Annotated in this window: 15 protein-coding genes and 1 pseudogene; 1 reads left to right on the top strand and 15 read right to left on the bottom strand. The window is 46.1% G+C overall.

Going from position 1 to position 25,221, the window contains the following annotated elements:
• Positions 1 to 61: 61 nt before the first annotated feature.
• From hisS to CIK98_RS14865, 6 genes are all read right to left on the bottom strand, one after another.
• Positions 62 to 1,435 carry a histidine--tRNA ligase gene (gene hisS, locus CIK98_RS14890; RefSeq protein WP_094385613.1) on the bottom strand — a complete coding sequence of 458 codons (1,374 nt, stop codon included), beginning with the start codon at positions 1,433 to 1,435 and terminating at the stop codon, positions 62 to 64.
• Positions 1,435 to 2,703 (bottom strand): adenylosuccinate synthase, encoded by a 1,269-nt coding sequence (locus tag CIK98_RS14885; protein ID WP_094385611.1) that lies wholly within the window; start codon positions 2,701 to 2,703, stop codon positions 1,435 to 1,437. Before CIK98_RS14885 ends, hisS begins: the two co-directional genes overlap by 1 nt.
• A 57-nt stretch (positions 2,704 to 2,760) precedes the next feature.
• Entirely contained in the window at positions 2,761 to 3,234 is a 474-nt protein-coding gene (locus CIK98_RS14880) for a Fur family transcriptional regulator (protein ID WP_094385609.1), read from the bottom strand.
• Positions 3,235 to 3,320: 86 nt separating this feature from the next.
• Positions 3,321 to 3,947 carry a DNA alkylation repair protein gene (locus tag CIK98_RS14875; protein WP_094385607.1) on the bottom strand — a complete coding sequence of 209 codons (627 nt, stop codon included), beginning with the start codon at positions 3,945 to 3,947 and terminating at the stop codon, positions 3,321 to 3,323.
• A gap of 18 nt (positions 3,948 to 3,965) precedes the next feature.
• On the bottom strand, positions 3,966 to 5,912 hold the full coding sequence (locus tag CIK98_RS14870; protein ID WP_094385606.1) for a dihydrofolate reductase: 1,947 nt from the start codon (positions 5,910 to 5,912) through the stop codon (positions 3,966 to 3,968).
• Positions 5,913 to 6,380, bottom strand: coding sequence for an AraC family transcriptional regulator (locus CIK98_RS14865; protein ID WP_094385604.1), 468 nt, complete (start codon positions 6,378 to 6,380; stop codon positions 5,913 to 5,915).
• A gap of 128 nt (positions 6,381 to 6,508) precedes the next feature.
• Between CIK98_RS14865 and recQ the strand changes: the two genes are divergently transcribed.
• Positions 6,509 to 8,320, top strand: coding sequence for a DNA helicase RecQ (recQ, locus tag CIK98_RS14860; RefSeq protein WP_094385655.1), 1,812 nt, complete (start codon positions 6,509 to 6,511; stop codon positions 8,318 to 8,320).
• Between the two features lie 1,004 nt (positions 8,321 to 9,324).
• On the opposite strand, the pseudogene CIK98_RS18780 reads toward recQ, so the two are convergent.
• From CIK98_RS18780 to CIK98_RS14815, 9 genes and pseudogenes are all read right to left on the bottom strand, one after another.
• Positions 9,325 to 11,136 (bottom strand): annotated as a pseudogene (locus CIK98_RS18780) (U32 family peptidase); the annotation flags it as partial.
• An 82-nt stretch (positions 11,137 to 11,218) separates the two neighbouring features.
• Positions 11,219 to 12,136: a homoserine O-succinyltransferase gene (gene metA / locus CIK98_RS14850; protein WP_094385602.1), complete on the bottom strand. Its 918-nt coding sequence runs from the start codon at positions 12,134 to 12,136 to the stop codon at positions 11,219 to 11,221.
• A gap of 23 nt (positions 12,137 to 12,159) precedes the next feature.
• Positions 12,160 to 12,912, bottom strand: coding sequence for a PP2C family serine/threonine-protein phosphatase (locus CIK98_RS14845; RefSeq protein ID WP_094385600.1), 753 nt, complete (start codon positions 12,910 to 12,912; stop codon positions 12,160 to 12,162).
• A gap of 1 nt (position 12,913) precedes the next feature.
• Positions 12,914 to 13,489, bottom strand: a complete 576-nt coding sequence (locus tag CIK98_RS14840; RefSeq protein ID WP_094385598.1) for an FHA domain-containing protein — start codon at positions 13,487 to 13,489, stop codon at positions 12,914 to 12,916.
• A gap of 44 nt (positions 13,490 to 13,533) precedes the next feature.
• Complete coding sequence (locus CIK98_RS14835; RefSeq protein WP_094385597.1) at positions 13,534 to 16,851, bottom strand: AAA family ATPase; 3,318 nt, start codon at positions 16,849 to 16,851, stop codon at positions 13,534 to 13,536.
• Positions 16,848 to 19,811: a protein kinase gene (locus tag CIK98_RS14830; protein ID WP_094385595.1), complete on the bottom strand. Its 2,964-nt coding sequence runs from the start codon at positions 19,809 to 19,811 to the stop codon at positions 16,848 to 16,850. The genes CIK98_RS14835 and CIK98_RS14830 overlap by 4 nt, the downstream gene beginning before the upstream one ends.
• On the bottom strand, positions 19,804 to 20,688 hold the full coding sequence (locus tag CIK98_RS14825; RefSeq protein WP_094385593.1) for a zinc ribbon domain-containing protein: 885 nt from the start codon (positions 20,686 to 20,688) through the stop codon (positions 19,804 to 19,806). The genes CIK98_RS14830 and CIK98_RS14825 overlap by 8 nt, the downstream gene beginning before the upstream one ends.
• Positions 20,689 to 20,851: 163 nt before the next feature.
• A complete protein-coding gene (locus CIK98_RS14820; protein ID WP_094385591.1) occupies positions 20,852 to 22,891 on the bottom strand; it encodes a M13 family metallopeptidase in 2,040 nt (679 codons plus the stop codon).
• On the bottom strand, positions 22,888 to 24,834 hold the full coding sequence (locus tag CIK98_RS14815) for an ABC-F family ATP-binding cassette domain-containing protein (protein ID WP_094385589.1): 1,947 nt from the start codon (positions 24,832 to 24,834) through the stop codon (positions 22,888 to 22,890). The genes CIK98_RS14820 and CIK98_RS14815 overlap by 4 nt, the downstream gene beginning before the upstream one ends.
• Positions 24,835 to 25,221 lie beyond the last annotated feature (387 nt).

The following is a 25,221-nucleotide window of genomic DNA, read 5'->3' as shown; positions in this document are numbered from 1 at the left end:
GACAAGCACAAAAAACAATCATGTCGCCCTCACAGGACTTATTCGCAATACTATTCCAACCTTACAGTTTGGAAGATTTTAGAGTTTCGACAAGTTCATCAGGAGTGACGAGATTCTGTTCTCCTGTAATCATGTTTTTGAGAGTAAACTTACCTTCAGCAATCTCGTTTTCTCCTGCAATAGCCACAAACGAAATACCTTTTGCATTGGCATAGCTCATCTGCTTTTTCATCTTTGCCGAATCAGGATAAATCTCCGTTCTGATACCATTTTGACGAGCCTTTGCCACAACAGGCAGACAATATTCGGTTTCCTTCTCTCCAAAATTGACGAAAAGGAGTTGTGTGCTGCAAACTGCCTCTTTCGGATAGAGGTCAAGAGTGTTTAACACGTCGAATATTCTGTCGGCACCAAATGAGATGCCCACACCGCTAATGCCAGGCATACCGAAAATGCCTGTGAGATTGTCATAACGTCCACCGCCAGTGATGCTGCCCATTGGAGTGTCGAGAGCCTTAACCTCAAAGATAGCTCCTGTGTAGTAGTTCAGGCCGCGTGCGAGTGTAAGGTCAAGCTCTATCTCGTTGTTGAGTCCTACTTTTTCGAGTGTGTCAAGAATGAATTTTGTTTCTTCCACACCTTTTAGTCCTGTCTCGCTCGAAGCAAGGACATCAGCTATGACTTGCAACTTTTCGGCATTTGTACCGGTAAGATTAATGATAGGCTGAAGTTTTTCTATGGCTTCTTCGCTGATGCCATCTTCACGCAATTCCTGATTGACATTGTCAATACCAATTTTGTCGAGTTTGTCGATGGCTACAGTGATATCCACAATTTTGTCTGCCTCACCTATGACTTCCGCTATTCCGGTAAGAATCTTTCTGTTGTTAATCTTTATCAGAACCCTGACACCGAATCGTGTGAATACAGTGTCTACAATCTGCATCAGTTCCACCTCGTTCATCAGAGAGTCGCTACCCACCACATCGGCATCGCACTGATAGAATTCACGATAGCGTCCTTTCTGTGGTCGGTCGGCACGCCATACAGGCTGTATCTGGTATCTCTTAAACGGCAGTTGCAACTCGTCGCGATGCATTACGACATAGCGTGCAAACGGCACTGTCAGATCATATCGTAGTCCCTTTTCGCAGAGACGGGCAGCAAGTTTGAGAGTATTTCGCTCGCATAGTTCCTCATCGCTCACCTTGTTGAGATAGTCGCCACTGTTGAGCACCTTGAATAGAAGTTTGTCGCCTTCTTCCCCATACTTTCCCATAAGGGTTTGCAGAGTCTCCATGGCAGGTGTTTCTATTTGCTGGAAACCATATAAAGCATACACCTCGCGTATGGTGTCGAAGATATAGTTTCTCTTTGCCATCTCCACTGGCGAGAAATCACGCGTTCCTTTTGGTATACTTGGTTTCTGTGCCATTATCTTACTATTGTCTGTTCGCGGTCCGGACCTATTGAGATTATCTTTATGGGAGTCTCAAGCTGCTCCTCAAGGAATTTCACGTAGTTTGAGAAAGCCTCAGGGAACTGTTCCTCGCTTGTGAACTGTGTCATGTCAGTTTTCCAGCCAGGCATCTCGACATATACTGGTTCTATTCCCTCTTCAATATTGTATGGGAAGTAATTGATTTCCTTGCCGTTTTGCTTATATGCCACACAAGCCTTGATGGTGTCGAATCCATCAAGAACATCGCTCTTCATCATAATGAGCTGAGTCACACCATTTATCATGATAGCATATCGGAGAGCCACGAGGTCAATCCATCCGCAACGGCGCTCACGACCTGTCACTGCACCATATTCATGTCCTATCTGTCGTATGGTGGCACCTGTTTCGTCGAAGAGTTCTGTCGGGAATGGTCCAGCTCCGACACGTGTGCAGTAAGCCTTCATGATACCATAAACCTCTCCGATGCGGTTAGGTCCTATTCCAAGTCCAGAGCAGGCACCTGCGCATATCGTATTTGAAGATGTGACAAATGGATATGACCCGAAGTCTACATCAAGCAATGTGCCCTGTGCACCCTCGCAAAGTACCGACTTACCCTCTTTCAACAGAGAGTTGATTTCATGTTCAGAGTCAACAATGGGGAACTGTCTGAGATACTCTATTCCTTCCATCCATTTCTTCTCCACTTCTTCGATGTCATACTCGAAATTCATAGATTTCAGAATAGCCTCATGACGCGCCTTGCATTCAGAATACTTTCGGTTGAAATCGTCGAATATGTCGCCCACGCGAAGTCCAGTGCGTGACACCTTGTCGGTGTAAGTAGGACCGATGCCCTTTCCTGTAGTCCCCACCTTACTCTTTCCCTTTGCAGCCTCGTAAGCAGCGTCGAGAACTCTATGAGTAGGCATTATGAGATGTGCTTTGCGGGATATGTGCAAGCGTTCGCGCAAGCTATGTCCACTTGCCTCAAGAGCCTTGGCCTCATCCATAAACAAGTCTGGAGCCAATACGACACCATTACCGATGATGTTAACCTTTCCTCCCTGAAAAATGCCTGAAGGAATACTGCGAAGCACATACTTCTCTCCTTCAAACTCCAAAGTGTGACCAGCATTGGGTCCTCCCTGGAAACGTGCAACAACGTCGTAACGTGGTGTGAGCACGTCAACGACCTTTCCCTTGCCTTCGTCGCCCCACTGCAAACCGAGCAGGACATCTACTTTACCTTTTTTCATTATTATTGTCAAGTTATTAATTTAAGTTCGCATTTGCCCAACGTTGTAGAGTTTACACTATTTCTCGTTGTTCTTCTTTCTTGTGATTTTTGCCTGACATGTGCTACAGATACCATAGATATATACCGCAAATCCGTCTCGTTTAAAGCGTTTAAGCCTCATCTTTTCTATAGCATCCTCCACTTCAGACGATTGCAGTAGTACTATCTTTCCGCAGTTACTGCACACCTGATGAATATTTCCTCCTTCAAATTGGCAGAATTCGTAAGTGGTCTTGCTTGCGAGTCTGTGTCTGAAGACGATTCGCAGTTTTACAAACAAGTTCATCGTATTGTAAAGTGTGGCACGACTGACAGGAAATCTAAGTTCCCCAGTGAGTTTTTCCATCAACTGGTCGAGGGAGAATTGTTCATCCATAGAAGCGATAGCATCAAGAATAGCATACCTTTCCGGTGTCTTGCGATGATTATTCATCTCAAGATAATCGTTTAGCAAAGCCTTTGCTTTATCTCTCGCTACGTTCTGTTCCATCTCTTCTCATTCTGTTAGCAACGGCAAAATTACACATTTTTTGCGAATTACAAAGCATTTTAGATATAATATTCGAGAAAAATGTATTAAATTATATCCATATTGATACTTTTTGCTGCACTTTTTGCCAATCTCTCATACACAAGCCCTAAATCGGCAAACTTTATGAGACTTGACAGTGCCGCCTTTCTTACTGCAAGCGATTGCCCTTGTAGGGCGGCTAAAGCTTGGTCGAGATATTCGTTTATGCCACGCGTGTTAGGTTCTTGGCCTCGTCCGAAAAGACGTGCGAGCACATGGAAGCCACAGAGTTGATAGATTTCCTTTTCTGACGCTATCCATTGATAGGCCTTTTCGGCTGCAAATGGCAGATGCTGGTAGAGATTAAAGGATGCGAGCTCGGCTATCTCCTGCGAGGTGGTCTGTTCCATCCATATATCCACCACTTCGGATAGTATCTTGTCTGCAGGCATTAGCAGCGTGGCGAGTATCTTACACTCTCTCACATTTTCCTTCCAAAGTGCAATAGCCAGGTCGTAGTCCTTTCCCAACTCAGCAGCTTTCTGTTTAAGCATGGGTAACGACGCCCCCCAGTTGACATGGTAGTTTAAGCCTTTGTCACGCATGGATTGTGACGCCACTCCGTCCATCATCAGCCTGAACGACTGTTTTATCTCCTTTACCCTTTCATTAAGCTGTTCGTTATTTTGCATTTTTATTTCAAGTTCTACTTAATAATCCCTACCGTATCTTAACATCTGCTGAGTGTAGCTTTCGGTATAGTCAACCACGATGTCAACTATTCGGCCCTTACTGTCTTTCATCGGTTTCAATACTGGATTGATGAATCCTTTATAAGGTGCTATGCCAAGCTTACGGTATCTTTCAAGAATCTCGTTGTGAAGTTCGGGGTTGATTTTCACTGCGTAATTTTCCACAAGATTTTTTGCTGCCTCAAAATCGCCCTCGCTCTTTATTCTCTGTACCTCAGCCAATAGTTCTGCAATATGAGAACGTAGCAGTGGATAGTTGTCTATCACGACATAAGTCTTCCCGTTACGTTTTTCCATTCTCAAGGCGCCACCTTTTTCCAGACACCATCTTGCAATCATGGCCCTGTTGCGCATGTGAGCTTCCTCAATGTCGTTACCTGGCTCTATTCTTACGAGTTGGGTCAGGAGTCCGTTCATCATGTATGTATAATAGTTTGCTTTGTATGCCTCAAGGTTGTCAAGCAGTCCTAACTCCACCATTTTGGCGTCTGCCATATAGTATAGTCCGAAGAGGTCTGCCCTTGCTTCTTCTATAGTGCTGCCATAAGCTTTCAGTGCGTCGGGACTGACTCCCTCAAGTATCTGTCCGCTGCCATGTCCAAGACATTCATGAAGGTCGGTATGCAAAGAGTCGCATGTGTCGCCATATTTATTTATCATTTCGATAGTATCATCGTCAACCACATATTCCTGTAGCATTCCGTTTCCTTTTGCCGCCTTGTTATATGCGTCAGTAATATTGCTGATAGTGATACTCTTGCTTCCATACTGAGACCTTATCCAGTCTGCATTCGGCAAGTTGATACCTATAGCAGTGGAAGGATACTCATCACCACCAAGCATTGCGGCGCAAATAGCCTTTGCCGTAACCCCTTTCACTGTCTTTTTCCTGAATATGGGATTTACAGGCGAGTGGTCTTCAAACCACTGTGCGTTATCGCTTATCTTCATTGTTCTTTCAGTGGCCTCAATGTCAGTATATTCCACCAAACCTTCCCACGACCCTTTAATGCCCATAGGGTCACCATATACCTCTATGAATCCGTTTATGAAGTCAACAGACCCTTCTGTTTCTTTTATCCACTCAATGGAATACTGGTCAAAGATGTCAAGATTTCCTGTTCTATAGTATTCCACGAGCAGCGAAATGACCTTTTTCTGTCTGTCGTTTTCCGCCACTTCGCGTGCTTTTTCCAGCCAGTAAACGATTTTCTCAATCTTTTCACCATACATTCCACCTATCTTCCATTTGTCTTCATACAGAGCCCCATCCCTTTTAATAAGTTTCGAATTGAGTCCGAACGAGGGGGAGTTGTCACCATGCTTTTTCTTCATTGTATCATAGAAGTTTTCCACTTCTTGTTGCGACACTCCTTCATAATAGTTGCATGCCGATGTTTTGACGAGGTCACTTCCGTCGGCTTTGTTTACACGTTTAGGTAAGATATCAGGATTGAAAATGACGTCGGCCAGACAGGCCACAAGACGTTTCACTTCGTCGTCATCGCCAAACGTCCCGTTATTGATACAACAATCGGTTGCAGTTTTAGTAAAATAGTCTTTTGAAAAATCAGGCACAAACTTTTCCTGCCCATAATGATGATGTATACCATTAGAGAACCACACTCTTTTCAGATATACTTCAAGAGCCTTGAAGTCTGGTGTGTCGTGACAAACATGTGGAGCCGTGATGATAGTTTCAAGCACTCTTCTGATTAAGATATTGTACTTTCCAAACTGGTCGAAGGTGATGTCACGCCCGCAGAGAGTAGCCTCAGCGAGATAATAAATATAAGTTTTCTGTTCAAGCGACAATTGCTCAAATCCGTCGAGACGGTATCTGAGCAATTGTATATCCGCAAACCGTTCCTCCACGTAGGAGAACTCACGGGAAGTATTATTCATTTATTCAGCGTTTTGTTCCTTTTTCTTTATTCTTGCCTCTTTGGCCTTTGCTTTCTGTGCTTGATGTTGCAAGCGATAGTCTCTTGGGGTCATGTTCATGATTTTATAGAAAGAGGCATAGAACGACTGCCTGTTGGCAAATCCCACCATATCGCTCACCTCCTCCATATTCAGGTCCATATATCGTTTGTCTGTAAGAATAGTCATAGCCTCCTCTATTCTGAACTTGTTGACAAATGATGTATAGTTCATGTGAAACCTTACGTTGACCACCGCCGAGATATACCTTGTATTGGTACCAAGTTCTTCAGCCAGTTTTTTTGCCGAGTAGTCTTTGTCCTTATACTTTTTCTTCATAACGATGATTTCGAGAATTTTCTCTTTCATCTCGTCCATTAACTGAGGATTCACCAGCGTCCGATAGGCAGCCTCCTTTTCTTTTTTTTCGGTAATATTGTACTTAGCCATAACCTTAGTTTATTTGAATTAATAATATCATCGGCAAAATTACAAAAATAATTGAAATAATATACGAAAATATTTCTTTTTTTTCTAAAAAAAATATAACTTTGCAGCAAAATCACATTTTTATGGAAATACAATCCCTTTTAAAGACATATTTTGGCTATGACTCTTTCCGTGACAACCAAAGGGAGATCATCGACTCTGTTAGAAAAAAGCACGACACTCTTGTTCTCATGCCCACTGGCGGCGGAAAAAGTATCTGCTACCAAATACCTGCCCTTGCCATGCCTGGGACTTGCATTGTGGTGTCGCCTCTTATCAGCCTCATGAAAGACCAGGTAGAGGCTCTGAAGGCTAACGGCATTAAAGCGGAAGCACTCAACAGTGCCGTTGACCTTGGCATAGACATGATAATCAGACGAAGGGCTACCGCAGGCGACATAAAGCTGCTATACATGTCTCCAGAGAGGCTTCTTGCCGAGATGCCTTTCTTACTGTCCAATATTCACATTTCATTGTTTGCCATAGACGAGGCTCATTGCATCAGCCAATGGGGCCACGACTTCCGTCCCGAGTATTCTCAGTTGGGCGAACTGCGCGACCGTTTTCCCGACGTTCCGATGATGGCCCTTACCGCCACTGCCGACAAGATAACCCGCAACGACATCATCCGCCAGCTTCATCTACACGAGCCAAAGGTGTTCATCTCGAGTTTCGACCGTCCAAACCTTAGCCTGACAGTAAAGAGAGGCTACACTCCAAAGGAGAAGACACGATTCATCATCAACTTCATCAAGGCGAGACCTCTCGAAGCTGGCATTATCTATTGTCTCAGCAGGGCGTCGACAGAAAGGCTAGCCAAAGAACTGTCTGCCCAAGGCATAAGGGCGGCAGCCTATCATGCAGGCATGAAAGCTGAAGAGCGCGATATCACGCAAGCACAGTTCAAGCAAGACGACATCCTCGTGGTATGTGCCACGATAGCCTTCGGAATGGGCATCGACAAAAGCAACGTCAGATGGATTATTCACTACAACCTCCCCAAAAGCATAGAGAGCTATTATCAGGAAATAGGACGCGCTGGACGCGACGGGGCACCAGCCGAAACCATATTGTTCTATTCTCTACAAGACATCATCCTGCTTGAGAAATTCATCAAGGAAAGTGGACAAAAAGAGGTGAACGGTGAAAAACTTCTCAGAATGAGAGAATATGCCGAATCTGTGGTATGCCGACGACGTATTCTCCTTAATTACTTTAACGAAACCTCCGACCACGATTGCCACAACTGCGACGTATGTCAGAATCCGCCAAAGAGATTTGACGGTACAAAATACGTACAAATGGCCCTTAGCGCTGCAAAGCGCACTGGAGAGAGTGCCAAGGTGTCTACCATCATAGAGATCGTGAAAGGTATGAAGTCGCCAAATGTTGTAAGAAAAAACTATGACCTTCTTCCTACGTTCGGAGTGGGAAAAGAACTGACAACAAAACAATGGAAAGACTACACTCTTCAAATGTTGCAGATGGGGTTCTTCGAAATAGCATACGACAAGGCAGAAGCCGTTGTGGTGACCACTGCCGGGGCAGAAGTGCTTTTCGGAAGGAAAAAAGCCATGCTATGCGAGATTAATGCCAATGACGATATGCCTGTAAGACAGAGGCGCACGAAAAAGATACAACTCGTCATACCCCACTTCACTAATGTCGGGGATAGAGTGGAAGACCCAAGACTGTTTGAGGCACTACGCATTCTTAGAAAGAAATGTGCCGATGAGGAAGGGTTTCCACCTTATATCGTGTTCAACGACAAGGTACTGCATAGCCTTGCGACCGAAAAGCCTGTCACGCTCGACGAGTTCGGCGGCATCTCGGGTATTGGAGAACACAAGAAGACTAAATACGGTCCAAGATTTGTGGCACTTATCAAAAAGATGATCTGACCCCAACGTTTTCAATAATTCTCTGCACCACAGTGCGGACATACGCCTGTATGGGCCAATGGTTGTCCGCAATTGCCGCAACGAAGTCCTGGCACATGCGCCTTCATGCGCAAGTAAACGGCATAGGCGAAATAGGCTATAAGCAACGGATAGCCAACATAATATAGTGTTGATATGCTGAACACCACATAGTCAACGGCACAAACCGCACAGAGCCCCATTGTGTAGACCACAGCCTCACCAAACGCGAAGCGGTGGATAATATCGTCGAGGGCTGCCAGCGACACTATCAGTATTGCCCAAACCAAGGTCATGAAAAGCGACAGTTTTGGTGGCAGTGAAAAGGGGTTAAGAGAAGGGTGATAATAATAATGTCTCCATGCCTCAGGGTCAAAAAGCTGTATGGAGGCATACACTACGGCTGCAGTGGACACCAACAGTGCCAACATCATCGGAAACGGCGAGTCTATGTCGTTCCAATGTACTATCATCGCCTTACGTCTTTTTATCAATAGCAAGCCATAAGCTGCCAACACCACAACCACTAAGGCAAGAAAAAGCAACAGATGCGAGTCGGAAAAGGTATCTATAAACCAGGAGATAGGGTCGTCTGGTTTTACGTTTGGAAGCATCTTGCTCTCTTGTATCCACCCTTGAGTGTTTTGGTCATAAGCCAGTTTCACCCATACTGAGTCAACCGTATCGTTAGGCAGAAATGCTATATCTGCCACCACCACCCTGCTTCCCGGGTTCACCACTATTGTGTCTTCAAAAGCCGAATAATTCCCACCGTCAACCATTTCGTCTCCTCTTTGTGGCAATAGCACAAGCGAGTCTCCCTTCACGAGGAAATTGAAGTTCTGGGTGTAATGGTGTGTTGAATAGAATGATATGGAGTCCTGCTGTCTTTCCGTCAGGCTCCATGCGTCTGGTGTAGGGCTTGCCTGTTTATAGCAAGAAGCAAATAATGGTATAATGATGACAAGAAGAATCCATCGCATAAGTACATTCATCTGACAACGCTTACAGTCAAACTGCAAAGGGAACATGCGTCCGTCGGGTAGTCTAAGCGACAGAGGTTCTTTCCATTGTGGCTTTCTCCCTCCTCTTGCCACACAATAACCAAGGGCATGACGAAGACAGAATCGACATTGCATAAGCATGCTGTCCAGTCTGTGGTTATCCTCGGTCTCAAATGCCGTTGGCGATTCCGCTCCCCTACTCTTATAGAAAGCCACCGAACGCGAATTGGAGGCATTGAGCAGATAGCCTCCGCATCTGTTTGCCCTTTGGTCAGTTGGTAGTGCGTTACTATTCTCCTGCCGTTTTATCGTCTCACGTCGGGATATAGCCTTGTCTTGTTGGGGGCTTGAGGTTGTTAGTTTCTCGACCATTTCGCGTCTCATGGCAGCAAGCAGGCTCGACGGCACAAACCAGCAGAAGTCCTTGTCTACCTTAATGCTCCGGCAAGAGAAAATGGTGGTTCCAAGTTTCGTCAATTGCCTTTCAATATTCTCTCGTTGTGGTTTCTGCGCCTTGGAATGTTCAGCGTCAACCGTCACGTGACAAGCCCTTCCGTCCTCAGCAGTACAATCGAGAGCGAAGCCTTTTTCCACTTCACGGAAAGTCATGTCCACAGCTATGGTTCTTGTTGCTGTCTGCTTAGCGAGAGTTTTTTCAAACGTCTGGTCGTTGTTTCTGTACAAAGCCATACCGTTACGCAGGTTTTTGGGCATTACCGAAGGATAGAGATGATTGCCCTCAGCCCTGTTGACCCTGAATCCCTCCAGCTGTCGTTCAGAGTTAATGAAGCACAGCCCGTCGCCATTGGCAAATGTAGCCACTCCAGCCACAATCACCATCTGCCTTCTCACCTCCTTCACCTTCCCGACATACTCTCCAAGAGCCTTTGGTGTGTCGGGCGAGAAGATGTCAGGTTGTCGTCCGTCGGCAAAATATGTGGTATATCCCCGGTTGAATGTCTTGTCAAGACTTGGTGTGAATGACAGTTCCACAGTTCCTGACGATGCACGGCAATACTTGTCGGGATGAGCCTTGACTATTTCGTCAAGCTTTTTACTGTATGCCGCCGTTACGTTTTTCACATAAGCCACATCCTTCAGTCTACCCTCAATCTTGAACGAGGTGGCCCCAGCCTCTGCAAGTCGTTCAAGATTGTCTATCTGGCAGAAGTCTTTCAGCGACAGCAAGTGTCTGTCGTGTTCCACCACCTTTCCCTGAGAGTCCACGAGGTCGAACTTCAGTCGGCAGAACTGTGCACACTCTCCCCTGTTGGCCGAGCGAGAGAAACAATATTGCGATGCATAACACTGTCCGCTATAGCTCACACACAAAGCCCCATGAACAAACACCTCAAGTTCCACCTCAGGCAGTGCCTTGTGAATGGTGTCGATTTCCTCTATCGACAGTTCTCTGGCCAACACCACTCTGTTGAATCCGAGTCCTGCGAGCCATTCCACCTTTTCTTTTGTTCGGTTGTCAGTTTGTGTGCTTGCATGCAATTCCATTTTCGAGCCATTCTTTTGCATTTCCCTTACCATTTCAGCAAGAGCCATGTCTTGCACGAGCACAGCATCGACCCCAGCCCTGTCCAGCTTTTCGAGCAGGATTTTCACGTTGTCAATTTCATTGTCGTAAATAATGGTGTTAACGGTGAGATACACCTTGACACCGAACTGGTGGGCATATCTGCACAATTTCTCTATGTCAGAGACAGGATTTCCGGCAGCGGCCCTTGCCCCAAACATTTCAGCACCAATATACACGGCGTCTGCCCCATGGTCGACAGCCGCCATTCCACACTCCAGGTTTTTTGCCGGAGCAAGCAGTTCAAGTTTTCTTACCACCTTTAATATTAAAAAATCCCGATTCTTGAAATTAGCAAATCTTATCTATGTCGAAAGGTGTTTCCTGATAAATATAATAGTTTATCCAGTTGCTGTAGAGCAGGTTTGCGTGAGCTCTCCAAGTGACGAGAGGTTTGTTGTCCGGATTGTCGTCACGATAATAGTTCACCGGCATTCCCACATCGTCCCTTATGCCCATATCACGTTTATATTCTTTGTCGAGAGTGTCGGGAGCATACTCCAGATGTCCTGTGATATAGAACTCACGTCCATTCCTTGCCATCACCATGCTCACTCCCGATTCCTCAGATTCAGCAATGATAGTAAGATCTTTGCAAGCCTCTATGTCTTTGCGTCTTATTTCAGTATGTCTGCTATGTGGCATGTTGAACTCATCGTCAAAACCTCTGAATATGGGAAGTTCCGGTGCGAGTGTTTTCTGTTTGAATATCCCGAACATCTTTTTCTTCAAAGGATATTTTGGTATTCCGTAATGGCAGTAAAGTCCCGCCTGTGCAGCCCAACAGATATATAATGTTGAAGTGACATGAGTTCTTGCCCACTTGAAAATGGTGCTCACCTCGTCCCAATAAGTCACATCCTCGAATTCATACGTTTCCACAGGCGCCCCTGTAACAATCATCCCGTCAAACTTTTCGTCTTTCATCACCTGAAAGTCACGATAGAACATCATCATGTGTTCTATGGGTGTGTTTTTTGGTGTATGACTCTTAAGTTTCATGAAAGAGATGTCAAGTTGCAGTGGCGTGTTTGAAAGGAGTCTGACGAGGTCAGTCTCCGTGGTAATCTTCAATGGCATGAGATTAAGCACGACAATTTTCAGAGGGCGTATATCCTGAGTAGTGGCCCTTGAATTGTCCATCACGAAAATATTTTCTTTCTTAAGCAGCTCTATTGCGGGCAGCTTGTCTGGTAGTCTTAATGGCATTTCAATTATATCTTATAATAAAGTTATTCTATAGTTATTACACAAGTCGACACATTGTCGTATCCACCCGAGTCGATTGCCGCCTGACACATTTGCAGTGCGTCACATCCTATGGCGAGCAGTTGTTCTATGTTTTCGTCATCCACCATATCGCTCATTCCGTCAGAGCAAAGCATATAGATGTCACCACGCTTTACGTCGTCGGTAAATTCGAATATGTCGAGGTAAGAGTAGTCACATCCTGCTCCTATGCAGTTTGTTATAGCATTAGACCCGCATTCAGGTCCATATATTGCAGACATGGAGTGGTCGGTGGAAATCTGCGATAGTTTTTTGTTTCTCAGCCTGTATATCCTACTGTCGCCGCAGTTTATCCAGAATACGTTTTTTTCGTATACGATAATTCCCGTAAGTGTTGTACCCATGTTTTTTGTTTCGGGTGACAGCTCACCTTTTGTATTGATGGTGACGTTAGTGGAGTTTACCCATTCCATCATGGCTTCGCAAAACTGTGTGGCTGTTAGTTTTGCAGGCAGGTCGCCGATATAGAAATGCAGGCTTGCGAGCACTTCCTGACTTGCCACTTCACCACCATCGTATCCTCCCATACCGTCGGCGACAGCCATGACAAACCTGTCGCACTTGTCGAGTTCGATCACGGTTCTGTAGTTTTCGTCCCTCACATACTTGTTTCTTACAAGTATCATGTCTTCGTTGTTTTTCCTTACCAATCCGACATTGCTTGAGGCAGTTATAGCAAATTTGTTTATTGTCATGTTAGTGTTTGATTACTTTATTTATAATCACCTGCAGGTTTACGTTAGCAATAGTCACGAGGTCGCCATTGTTAAGTGACATTGCCACGTCAGGCACAAGTTTTCTCCTGTTGAGCATAGTTCCGTTGGAAGAGTGCTTGTCCATAATACTCCAGCCCTCTCCTTTTTTGTAGAAGAGTTGAGCATGCGCACCTGATACAAACTTGTTCTGAGCGAACATTGCGCAGTATGGTCCTTGTCTTCTTCCGATCACAGCACCATTGACAGCATGTATGTCGATGTTCAGTTGTCTGTTTACGAGCGACATGGTCGGTATTGTCATATCTATAAGCGAAGTCGATATGTCTGCCTTTGACGTGGAGACAGCAAGCGGCATGGAAAAATGTTCCGACATGGTTTTCTGCTGGTTACGCAGTTCCAATTCTTCAGCCGAAATCATCATCCCACCGCATAGTGTGCATCGTCGTCCGGTACCCACATGACTGCATTTCTCGCAGTATGCCATCTTCCTTCCACATTGGTCGCAATAGTGCGACCCTGGGTCGATTTCTTCTTTGCAATATGGACAAATTATCATATTCTATATATATATTAATAATGTGGAGTAGTATTCCTGCCTTTTTATATATCGGCAATATCCTCCGTTGTTATGGTCTTGTAAGTTTCATTCGTAATGTCTTGCGGTTCCATGTCGGCCACCCTTTCCGAAAGTCTTCCTATGATTTCGTCTAGCATTGTTCTCATCTCCCTTGCGTTTCCGAAAGAAGACGATTTTGTCATTACTTTCTGGCAAATCACACCCATCATCTTGAACTCAGCCGATGGTTCAAAGACGAAGTCTTCCTGTGCCGCCATTTTCTTTATTATGGCCAGCAGTTCGTCTTCGTTGTAGTCTTCGATGTTCATTTTGTGTGTGAACCTGCTTGCGAGTCCTTGGTTTTCGCTGAGGAAAGCGTCTATTCTGTCTTTGTATCCAGCAATGATGACCACAAACTTTCCTCTGTCGTTTTCCATTCTTCTCATCAGAGTGTCCACCGCCTCGTGTCCATACTGGTCGTCTCCGCCGTTGCACAAGGTGTAAGCCTCGTCGATAAACAGAACACCTCCCATGGCCTGGTCACAGTATTTGTTTACGATTTTCGGTGTTTCTCCCATATATTTTCCCACGAGTTGTGCCCTGCTCACCTCAATAATGTTTTTTGAAGGCAGTATGTCCATGCTTTGCAGCAGTTCACCCATGAGTCTTGCCAGTGAAGTCTTTCCTGTACCTGGATTTCCTGTGAGCACGAAGTTCATGTTCATCTGCTGCACTTTACCTATACCGCTTTCCGACCTTTGTTTCAGGAACATGCTCTGCACGGCGAGTCTTCTTATCAAGTTTTTCACCGTTCTCATTCCCACGAAAGCATCGAGGTCGTTGAGCACTTCGTCGAGCGGTCGTTTCTTTGTGCTTTGTCCCACAGCGACGTCTTCGGCTACGATTTTGTACATATCCTCCTTTTCAAGCTGTTTTGAGCCCATCTCCTCCACGAGTCTTCTGCTTTGTCTTTCCACGGCCTCGTCGAAGAGTTTTCTTGCCTCACGTGCGTTACCGAAGTTATTGTCTTTCCTCAGGCATACTTGTTCAAACATCCTGTGTATGGTGGCCTTTGTGTCGTCATCCACAATAAACTGTCGTGCGCTTGCCATATTGAGGAAAATGTCGGTAAGTTCGTCGGCGTTATAGTCGTCGAAGTGTATGGTCTGTGTAAATCGGCTTTTTAGTCCAGGGTTGGAGTCGATGAAGTCGTGCATCTGTTGTGTATATCCAGCCACGATACATACAAACTTTCCCCTGTCGTCTTCCAGTCGTTTCAGCAGAGTGTCGATGGCCTCCGAGCCGAAAGAGTCTTGGTCGCTTGACTTTAGAGTATAAGCCTCGTCGATAAACAAGACACCTCCCATGGCAGAGTCAACGAGTTGGTTGGTCTTTATTGCCGTCTGTCCGCTGAATCCCGCCACGAGGCTGCTTCTGTCAGCCTCAACGAGTTGTCCTCTCGACAGCACTCCGAGAGTTTTGAGCACATTGGCCATTATTCTTGCCACTGTAGTTTTTCCTGTGCCCGGATTACCTGTAAATATGTAATGCTTTCCTTGGAAAGTGTCTTTTTCGCCACGTTGTATCTGGAGGTTGATAAACGATGCGAGGTTAGCCACTTCTTGTTTTACGCTTTTCAGTCCCACGAGTCCGTTCAGTTCCTTCAGGCAGTCGTTATAGTCCACAACCTGCGGTCTGTCGTATGGCACGTCGTCCTCGACAATGGTCATGAGCTGGTCGTTGCTGAGCGAGTTGAGGTCACTTTTTTCAAGTCTTTCCGCCTGTTGTTTGCATATTTGGTCGAAGAGCTGCCTCATTGCCCTTCCGTTGGCGAAGTTTTTGTCTCTGTGTTCATACAAGTCCCTTATGACCATTACTGTTTTGTCTTCCGCCTTTGGTGCAAACAGGTATTTCTTGTCTTCGGCGAACGTAAGCATGATTTTAAACAGTTCGTCGGGCGTGTAGTCGTCGATATTGAGGAAATAGTTGAATCTGCTTTTGAATCCCGGGTTTATTCTGAAGAGGTTGTCCATCTCCATTCTGTATCCCGCCACTATGCAAACGAATTTTCCTCTGTCGTCCTCCATTCTCTTCATCAGTTTTTCCAATGCCTGAGCCCCTTGCTGGTCTCTTTCCCCTGTTTGGCTCACAGGAGCGAGAGTGTAGGCCTCATCCACGAAGAGAATGCCGCCCATGGCCTTGTCGCAGAGTTTGTCTACGAGTTTTGGTGTCTCCCCTTGATATGGGCTCACCATTTTTGCCCTGTCTACCTCCACCACATGTCCGCTGTCTAAATATCCGATGGCTGCGAGTATCTCTCCGAGTTTTCTGGCTATTGTCGTTTTTCCTGTACCGGGATTACCGGTAAGCACTACGTGCATAGCCATTTTTTCGCTACCGCCGAGTCCACGTTCTTTTCTTTCCAGTCCGTTTTTCACGGAGTATGCGATTTCCCTTACGGCCTTTTTCACCTCGTCCATTCCAATGAACTTGTCCATTTCGGCAAGAATATCGTCGAGCGACCTTTCTTCGGGCACATATCCCTTTATGTCGTCGGGCTCTACTATGTGTGCGTCTAATCCTCTGCTGATGAACGAAGTGAAGATGTCCTCAGCCACTTTTATAGCCTCATGTGCGAATCCGAACGTCTCGTCTTTTTTCTTCACCCTGTATTTGAAGTATCTGGCGAGTTTGTGTTCCGCCTCCAGGGAGAAAGAGTCTATTCCATACTTATCTTTAAGCACGTTTCTGCAGATGGTGGTGAGTTCCTTGTATCCAGGAGAAGGCAGGACGAACTTGTACTTGAACCTGTTGCTTACCGAAGGGTTGTTGGTAAGGAAGTCTTCAAGTCCTTTTGTAAGTCCGGAGATAACCACGATAGGGTCGTCGTCCCAGTGGTCCATTTCCACGAAAAGCTTGTCGAGCGGATTCACTTGGTTGGAATATCTGTCCGGCAATAGTTTCTGCACGTTGTCGAAGAAGAGTATTCCCCCCTTTGCTTTCTTCACGTTGTCGTCCCAAGAGTCGACAAACCGTTGATAGTCAACAGCGTCTACCAATGTAAGTTTCGACTTTGAAATTATTTTATGCTGGAAGAAATAGTCTCTAATGACTTCAGCGAGCATTGTCTTACCAGTACCGGTTTCACCTATTATAATTGCATTGACGCTGAGTCTCACCTTTGCAACATCCTTTCTTGAATGAAGGAATGTATAGGTGTCGACCACCGACTGCAGCTGCAGTTTCACGTCGTCGAGCCCTACGAGCTTCACCAGCATGTTGTTGGTGGCCATAGGTTTCCCGCACCATCGGCAAAACCTTGCAATCTGTCTGTTTTCCTTATGACAATGTTCGCATTTCATAGAATATTATTTAGAAATAGTCCGACAAGAACCACGAGAGCAAAAATGCTCCATAGGGCATAATGTATTACTGAGTCGCTGCTGACTGACTTGAATTGGTTTTTCACATCGTCTAGCACGTTGAATTTCGATCCTCTGAAACGTATCGACTTCGTCTTGAACGTATAATAAAGCGGTTCGAGCAGTGATGACTTCATGTCGTCGTCCATCACCTCTGTTATCAGTTGTTTGTCTTCCTCGCTTTCCTTGCTGGTGTCGGTGAAGTGTGCTATGGCCACATATATTCCCTCGATGAGCAGTACGACAGGGATGAAATAGCTTGGGATTAAGGCATTCACAAACCTCATGGCAAACAGTGGCAAGACTGCTGAGAAGAATCCTATTACGGCAAGGAAGAAGGCAAACAGAGCTCCATATCCTTTGAAGAAAGACTTCACTCCCACTATCAGAGCCGTAGGAATTCCAATGGTTATCAAGAGTTTGACAGAACCGTTGGCGAGAATGTCTTTCGTGCCTTTTATCTGTGCCACTATGAGTGTGACAGCAAGTATGGCCGACAGTGTGTAGAAGAGTATTTTTAGCAATTTTGTCTGTCTGCAAGCACTTACATACTCGTTTCTCACCTCTTCATATTTTCTTGCAGTTTCCTGCTTAGCCTTTATGAATCTCCTGTAATAGTTTTGTTGCGGGTCGATGGTTCCTATGGCCATGAGCCATTTTTCGAGGCTTTGCTCGTAGCTATACTCTTGCGAGAAGTCTTCGTGGGGGTTTTCGTGATAATATACCGACATCCACTGGCTGAGACATGCGTTTCTCATTTCGTTTTTCATTTCCGCTATGTCCTGTGTGTCGATGTTTGTCCCGTTGTCGAGTTCCTTTCCCGAAGGCAAGAGGTATGTAGGCTTGCAGCCAAGCAATCGGCAGAAGCGGTAGGCTGCGGTCCTGAGGTTATAGTCGCCGAGGCGTTCTTTGTTTTCATCGCTCTGCATGTCGAAGCATCTGTTGAAGTCGTGTATCTGTTTTGTCCATCCATGCAGTTGTGCGTAGAAGAGGAATCTGCCTTCCTTTCCGCATAATTCCTCAAGTTTTTTCTGGAACTCCTTTTCTTCGAGCGACTGCCATTGCTTGAGTTTTTGCGCAAATGCCGTTCCCACTTTTTCCGGTGTGTTTGCCTCTTTTAGGTCGAATGCCGCCGTTCGGTCAATGTTGTACAGCACCTTGTATGCGAGAGTCTTGCTGTAAGCCTGTCCTTCTGTCATGATTCTCATGGCTTCGCATGCCATTTTGTCCTCGTGGCTGTACATCCAGGCCAGCAGTCGTCCGTCGGTTATGCTTCTCCAGTTGTCTTCATTCATGTCCTCATATCCGAAACATCTTATGATGTCGCGTATAGACCTCGACTTGTAGTTTGCGAAGAAGGGCATGTCTTTGTCCATTTCGTAAACTGTTCTCATGAGTGAGATTTTCGGGTTGTCGTTTTGTTTGCCGGTGAAGTAGCCCCTCATTCGGTTCACGTCGCAGTCGGTGTGGCTTTCAAGATACACCCAGAGGTCGTCGTTCGGATTGCGCAGCAGCACTTGGTAGTTAGCCGAATTTATCACGAGTGAAATGGCCACGCTGTGCATGTCGTTACATTCCTGTCCTGTGATGTCGGTATAAGGCCACGAAGGGTCCATGGCATAAACGGCAGCCATAAGTCCGGCGTGCTGGTCTATTGGGTATTTGTTAGTCACGATGTCTTTCAGCACCATGGCGGTCTTGGTATTTCCGCAGGAGTCAAACCAGTTGGCGAGTCTTCCACCGTAGAGGTATCCCTTTGCTATTCTTTCGTTTGCGAGCAGCATTGGTATTAGTTCGCGCACGTTTTCCGCCACGAGGTTTCTCTCCGGGTCTACCACGAAAGTCTTGTATCTGAGGAATGGCGAGGTGATGTCCACTTCCGGGCTTTCTCCGAGGAACCATCTTTCCACTTCGTTGTATGTCCATCGTTTCTGTATGTTCACCGCTGTCAGTCCCTTTACTATCATTTTCACTCTCTCTGGCAGGGTGTCGACACCAGGCAGTCGTCCTTCGTTTTTCCTCTTCATTATGGTTCGTTCTCCCACGTTGAATGGGCTTGCTCCCCGCCAAAGGGTGAGCAGTGTGACGCCGAGTGAGTAGAAGTCTGATGCCGGTGTGAGTTCCACTATTCCGTCTATCACGTCGTTATACATCTCAGGCGAGGCGTAGATGGGTGTTCTCGCCTGTGTGGTTCTGTGTAGTTCTTTCTTGTCGCTTATCACCGACGAGATACCGAAGTCTCCGAGCACGATTTGTGTATGGTTTTCGTCGCGGAAGAAGAAGTTTCCGGGTTTTATATCCTTGTGTATGATATTGTTGTTGTGACAGTATTCAAGAGCTGCAGCAGCTTGGAGTGCTATTCTCCTGAATTGGTCGAAATCATTGTTTAGTTTGTATTCGTTTAGTGTTCCGCCCTTTAGATATTCCATTATCTCGTAGTCGCGGTTTACGCCATCGACATACATTTTGCCGAAGTCAAACACGTTGACAATCATTTCGAATTGAATACCTGCAATGATTCTGAGAAGTTTTTTCTTTACTGAGAAATTAGGATAGTATATTTTCAGTACGAGTTTGTTCCCGTCATTTTCCACGAGAAACACCTGTGCCTCTCCTGAGTTGTCGCTTAGGCATTTCAGTTTTTTATAGAATTTTCCGTTTATCTCGAACACGTCGGTATCTGCCGGGGTATTAGAGTCAGACATGTTGTCAGCCATTCCCCTGATGGTTTTGGCGTCAATGTCCATTCTTCCCGTCACGTCGAGATTGTCGTTGCCATTCTTTGTCAACGATATTGTCGATTCTACTCTCAGAGTGGAGTCGAGCGTAGCGTCGAGCGTGTTGTCGAGCGTATTGTCATAGGAGTTGTTTCCTTCTGGTCTTATTATTGTTTCATCCATTGTCGTCAACCAATTTTGAGTTAGATTTCTTTCCGAGTATAATCCATCTTCCTCCAAGATGTGGCTTTGCGCATCCGCATGGGCTGCTGTGTATGGCGTTTTTGTAGTTACACTTCCAGGCGAGCCTTAGTCCTGCTGGTTTCATGGCCATGGTGTAGTTTCTTGCCTCCACTGGATTTTCCATGGGTCTTGTCTGCATGGCCTCAAGTGCATCCATAAGTTGTTCTGCGAGATTGTTTTTTCTTATCTGGTACTCTTCTTCAGTTATTCTTTTCGACTGGAGGTCAGGTATTTCGGGCGATTTCTCACCTCTGTCTTTGGCCAGCAGTGTGAGCACCCTTTCCCTTAGGGCCTTGTTTGCCTCTTCGTGCAGTACCTCAGCCTCAGATTTCATCGGAACCACTTTCTCGAGACTGTTGATTTGTTCGGCAATTGCTTGCATCTGTTGGTATTCCGGCAGCATTTTCACTCTTTCGAGCAGCATTTTCGCTTCCTCTGTCAGTGGTTTGCCGCATTGTTTGCAGAATGCGAACTCGTTCATAGTATTACACCTTGGGCACAATATTCCGCCTCTTGGGTTTCCACACTCCGGGCAGTAAGCCTCTTCGCCCTGAAGGTGTGCCCCGCAGAAGGAGCAGGTGTCGTATTTGATGTATCTTCGGCACGACTCACAGTAGTCGGCATCTTCTGGCATTGGCGACCCGCAGTTGGGACACAGTGAAGAGTCGGCTATGTTTTTTGCCATCATAGCTTGTTGATAATTATTTTGTTGCGAACGCCCGGTGGTCTCCGACGTGTATGTAGCATCGTTGAGGATTTTTTGCTTTGATGCCTCCATGCCATGGGTGTATTCATTAAATGAATTTTTATAGTCCATAAGAAGGTTCTTAGAAAAGTTCTTAATATGATTACTTCTGTCTATATGAAGTATTTTTTGTTTTATGTGTGCAAAGATACGAAATAATCTGAAATATACAAAAAAAAACGCCAGAAAATTTACAATCTGACGTTTTTTTATATAGAGTTTAAAAAAAAGTGAATTACCAAAGGTCGAGTCTTTCTTCTTTCGGGATAAAGAGTTTGTCACCTTCTTTCACATCGAATGCCTCATACCATGCGTCGATGTGCGGCAGTGCTCCGTTCACTCTCCATCGTCCCAGCGAGTGTGGATCTGTCTTTGTGCGGTTGCGTATTTCCTCTTCGGTGATGTTGCCTGCCCACACTCCTGAATAGGCCATGAAGAATCGTTGTTCCGGGGTGTAACCATCTTTATTATCGGGCTTTGCGTCTTTTGTTGCATTTTTAAATGCTGTGAATGCCACTTGCAGTCCTCCGTGGTCGGCAAGGTTTTCGCCGAGGGTGAATCGTCCGTTGGCATTCAGGTCGGGCAGTACCTTTATGTTTGAGAAGAAGCGGTCGAGAAGGTCTGCTTTCTCGTTAAATTTTTTAGCGTCGTCTTCAGTCCACCATCCCTTCATATTGCCATCTTTGTCGTAGTTGCGTCCACTGTCGTCGAATCCGTGGGTCATCTCGTGTCCTATCACCACTCCAATGGCTCCATAGTTGAAAGCGTCGTCGGCCTGGGGGTCGAAGAATGGAGGCTGGAGGATGCCTGCCGGGAAGCAGATCTCGTTGGTGGTCGGGTTGTAGTAAGCGTTAACGGTTTGCGGTGTCATGCCCCACTTGTCTCTGTCAACCGGCTTGCCGAGTGTTTGCTCGAGTTCTTTCTTATGCCAGAACAATCGGCAGGCGAGGATGTTGTCGTAGTACGACTTGGTAGGGTCTATAATGAGAGTTCCTACGTCTTCCCACTTGTCAGGATAACCTATCTTCACGTAGAAGGTGCTGAGTTTTTCGAGTGCGTTTTTCTTTGTTTCCTCGCCCATCCAGTCTTGGTCCTTGATGCGTTCACCGAGGGCAGTCTGAAGGTTTCTCACGAGTGTCACCATTCTTTCTTTTGATGAAGCGGGGAAATACTTTTCCACGTATATTTTTCCGAGAGCCTCTCCCATCACTCCTTCCACCTGCTGTGTGGCACGTTTCCAGAGCGGATAGTTTTCTTTTCGTCCCGACATGGTCTTTCCGAAGAAGTCGAAATTGGCAGCTATGGTCTTTTCGTCGAGATACGACACTGCACTCATTATCTGTCCCCACTCCATGTAGTCGCGATACTCGTCGGCAGTGATAGACGCTATGAGTTTGTCGGCTGCTTCAACAAACTGTGGTTGTCCCACCACGAGGTTGTCGATATACTTGAGGTCGATGCCGGCAGCCTGCAGTTGTCTGTCGAGCTTGATGTTCGGATATCGTTTGTTGAACTCCTGGCGTGTCATGCTGTTGTAGTTGGCTTCAGGGTCGCGCAGTTCGGCCGGCGACTTGGCAGCCTTGGCGAGTTCGGTCTCGAGTTTCATCACGTTTACCATCTTTTTCTCAGCTTCAGTTTCACTAAAGCCAACGAGTGCAAACATCTTGGCTATGTGCTTCTTATAAGCCTCACGTATAGCTTTTGTCGCTGGGTCTTCGTCGAGGTAGTACGACTTTTGTCCGAGTGTCATTCCTCCCTGCCAGATGTTCAGGATATTTTGTTTGGAGTTCTTTCTGTCGGTGCCATACCATGCTCCAATAAACTCGTTGTTTCCATACTTTGCGTATTCCAGTTGCACGTCAAACAGTTGTTCTTTGGTCTTTGCCTGTTCGAGTTGCTTGATAAAAGGCATGAGAGGTTTAATGCCGTCGGCGTCGCGTCTTGCCGAGTCGGTGGCGAGTTTATAGAGGTCGCTGAGTTTCCGTTCCACGCTTCCCTCTTTATAGTCCACGTTTTTGAGGTCGTTGAGAATGGCGTTGATACGTTTGTTGTTGTTTTCGGCCAGTTGGTCGAAACTGCCGTAGCGCGAGTAAGCCGCCGGCAGTGGGTTGTTTTTCATCCATCCGCCGCAAGCAAACTGATAGAAGTCGTCGGCAGGACGAGCTGTCTTGTCGAGATTGTCTACAGGAATGCCTGTTGAGAGGCTTTCCTGTGCCATGGCTCCTGATGCTGCAGAAGCCAATGCGATGATTGTCATAAAAGTCTTAATTTTCATATGTTTATATTATTTAATTCTTCCAGTTTCATGCATGCCTCTTCCCATTTCTCCACCTCTTCGTCGAGAGCTTTCTTTGTAGAGGTGTATTCTGTCACTATGGTCATGTCGCTGGCGTTTTCGGGTTTGCTGAGTATCTCGTCGAGTTCCTTGAGTCTTTTTTCCATTTGCTCAATCTTCCTTTCCGACTCCTTCACGGCCTTCTCTGCCTTGGTTATGAGTTTCTGCCGTTCCTTGCGTTCGGCATAGCTTTGTTTCGAGGTCTTGTCGTCCGTGCCGGTGGCTTTGGGCTGCACGGGCGTTGTCTCCGTCCTCAGCGAGAAGGCTTCCACTCCCGATTTCTCGCAGTTTCTCAGGTAGTCGTATATGCCTCCGAGGTGTTCTCTCACCTTTCCGCCACCAAACTCATACACCTTGCTCACCAGTCCGTCGAGAAACTCACGGTCGTGGCTTACGATGATGGCCGTACCGTCGAAAGCCTTTATTGCCTCTTTCAGCACGTCTTTCGAAGGCATGTCGAGGTGGTTGGTGGGCTCGTCGAGAATTAGCAGGTTAACGGGTTCGAGCAGCAGGCGTATCATGGCAAGCCGGCTGCGTTCCCCTCCGCTAAGCACTTTCACCTTCTTTTCCGATGCCTCGCCGCCGAACATGAAAGCGCCGAGTATGTCGTTTATCTTCAGCCTTACTTCTCCCCTTGCCACTCTGTCTATGGTGTCAAACACCGAGAGGCTTTCGTCGAGCAGCTGTGCCTGGTTCTGTGCGAAATAACCTATCTGCACGTTGTGTCCAATCTTCAGTTCGCCGGTGAAAGGTATCTCGTTCATTATACATTTCACGAGCGTTGACTTTCCTTCGCCGTTTCTTCCCACGAATGCCACCTTTTCACCTCTTTTAATAGTTAGCGTCACATGGTCGAACACGGTGTGCTGTCCGTAGTCTTTCCTCACGTCGTCGCATATCACAGGATAGTCGCCGCTCCTGAGACATGGCGGAAACTTCAGGTGCAGTGCACTGTTGTCCACCTCGTCAATTTCTATGGGCACGATTTTCTCCAGTTGCTTCAGTCGGCTTTGCACCTGCACGGCCTTTGTGGGCTTATATCTGAAGCGCTCCACGAAGTCCTTGATGTCGGCAATTTCCTTTTGCTGGTTTTCCCATGCCCTGAGTTGCTGTTCGCGTCGTTCTTTTCTCAGTGTGACATACTCGTTGTATTTCACCTTGTAGTCAATCACCTTTCCACACGATATCTCCAGTGTCCGGTTAGTCACATTGTTGATGAAAGCCCTGTCGTGGCTAACAAGCACCACAGCCTTTGCCTGAGTGCTAAGAAACTGTTCGAGCCACTGTATCGACTCGATGTCGAGGTGGTTTGTCGGCTCGTCGAGCAGGAGCACGTCAGGATTGCTGAGAAGTATTTTTGCCAGTTCGATTCTCATTCTCCATCCTCCTGAGAATTCGGATGTAGGGCGGTCGAGGTCGTTGCGTGTGAAACCGAGTCCTGCAAGCGTTCGTTCCAGTTCTGCCTCACAGTTTTCGGCTCCCATCATCAGCAGCCGTTCATGTTCAGAGGTAAACCTTTCCACGAGCGCGGCATACTCTTCGCTCTCATAGTCAGTGCGTTCCGACAGTTGGTGGTTAAGTTCGTCCACACGTGCCTTCAATTGTGTCACGTTAGCGAAAGCCTTTCTTGTCTCCTCTCTCACAGTGGTATCGTCTTGAAGAATCATCACCTGTGGCAGATAGCCTATGGTAGTGTCGTTAGGTACAGCCACCACTCCCTCTGTGGGTTTCTGCATGCCACAGAGAATCTTAAGCAGTGTCGACTTTCCAGCACCGTTTTTTCCCACGAGTGCTATTCTGTCTCTGTCGTTGATGACGAAACATGCACCGCTGAACAAAGGTTTTACTCCAAACTCAACTTTAAGTTGTTCTACTGAAATCATTTATATGTCATGTTATGTTCAGCCCGCAAAGTTACAACTTTTTATTGTATCATCCAAATTGTTTTAAGTTTTTGATATCATTTTAGCAATATTAAACTCTTTCGGGTCAATGAACTTGTCACTGGGATTCTTTAGAGAATTAAAAAATTAAAGAATTAAAAAATTAAAGAGGCGAGGAAGAATTAGAGAATTAAAAAATTAAAGAATTAAAAAATTAAAGGGCTGCGCAAACGCCCGCCGTCGTATGGTCTTTACTTTATCCTTAATTCCGCAACACTATTACAAATATAACTTTTTAAGTACCTGAGCAACAAAAAGTTGCTCAGGATTTTGTCATGTCAGATTTTTCACCTATCTTAGTGTTGCAAATCAAAATATATATCAAAC

The sequence above is a fragment of the Prevotella sp. P2-180 genome (genome assembly GCF_002251435.1).
Classification (GTDB): Bacteria; Bacteroidota; Bacteroidia; order Bacteroidales; family Bacteroidaceae; genus Prevotella.
The sequence above is the reverse complement of the archived record's forward strand: the minus strand, read 5'-3'. Positions and strand labels throughout refer to the sequence as shown.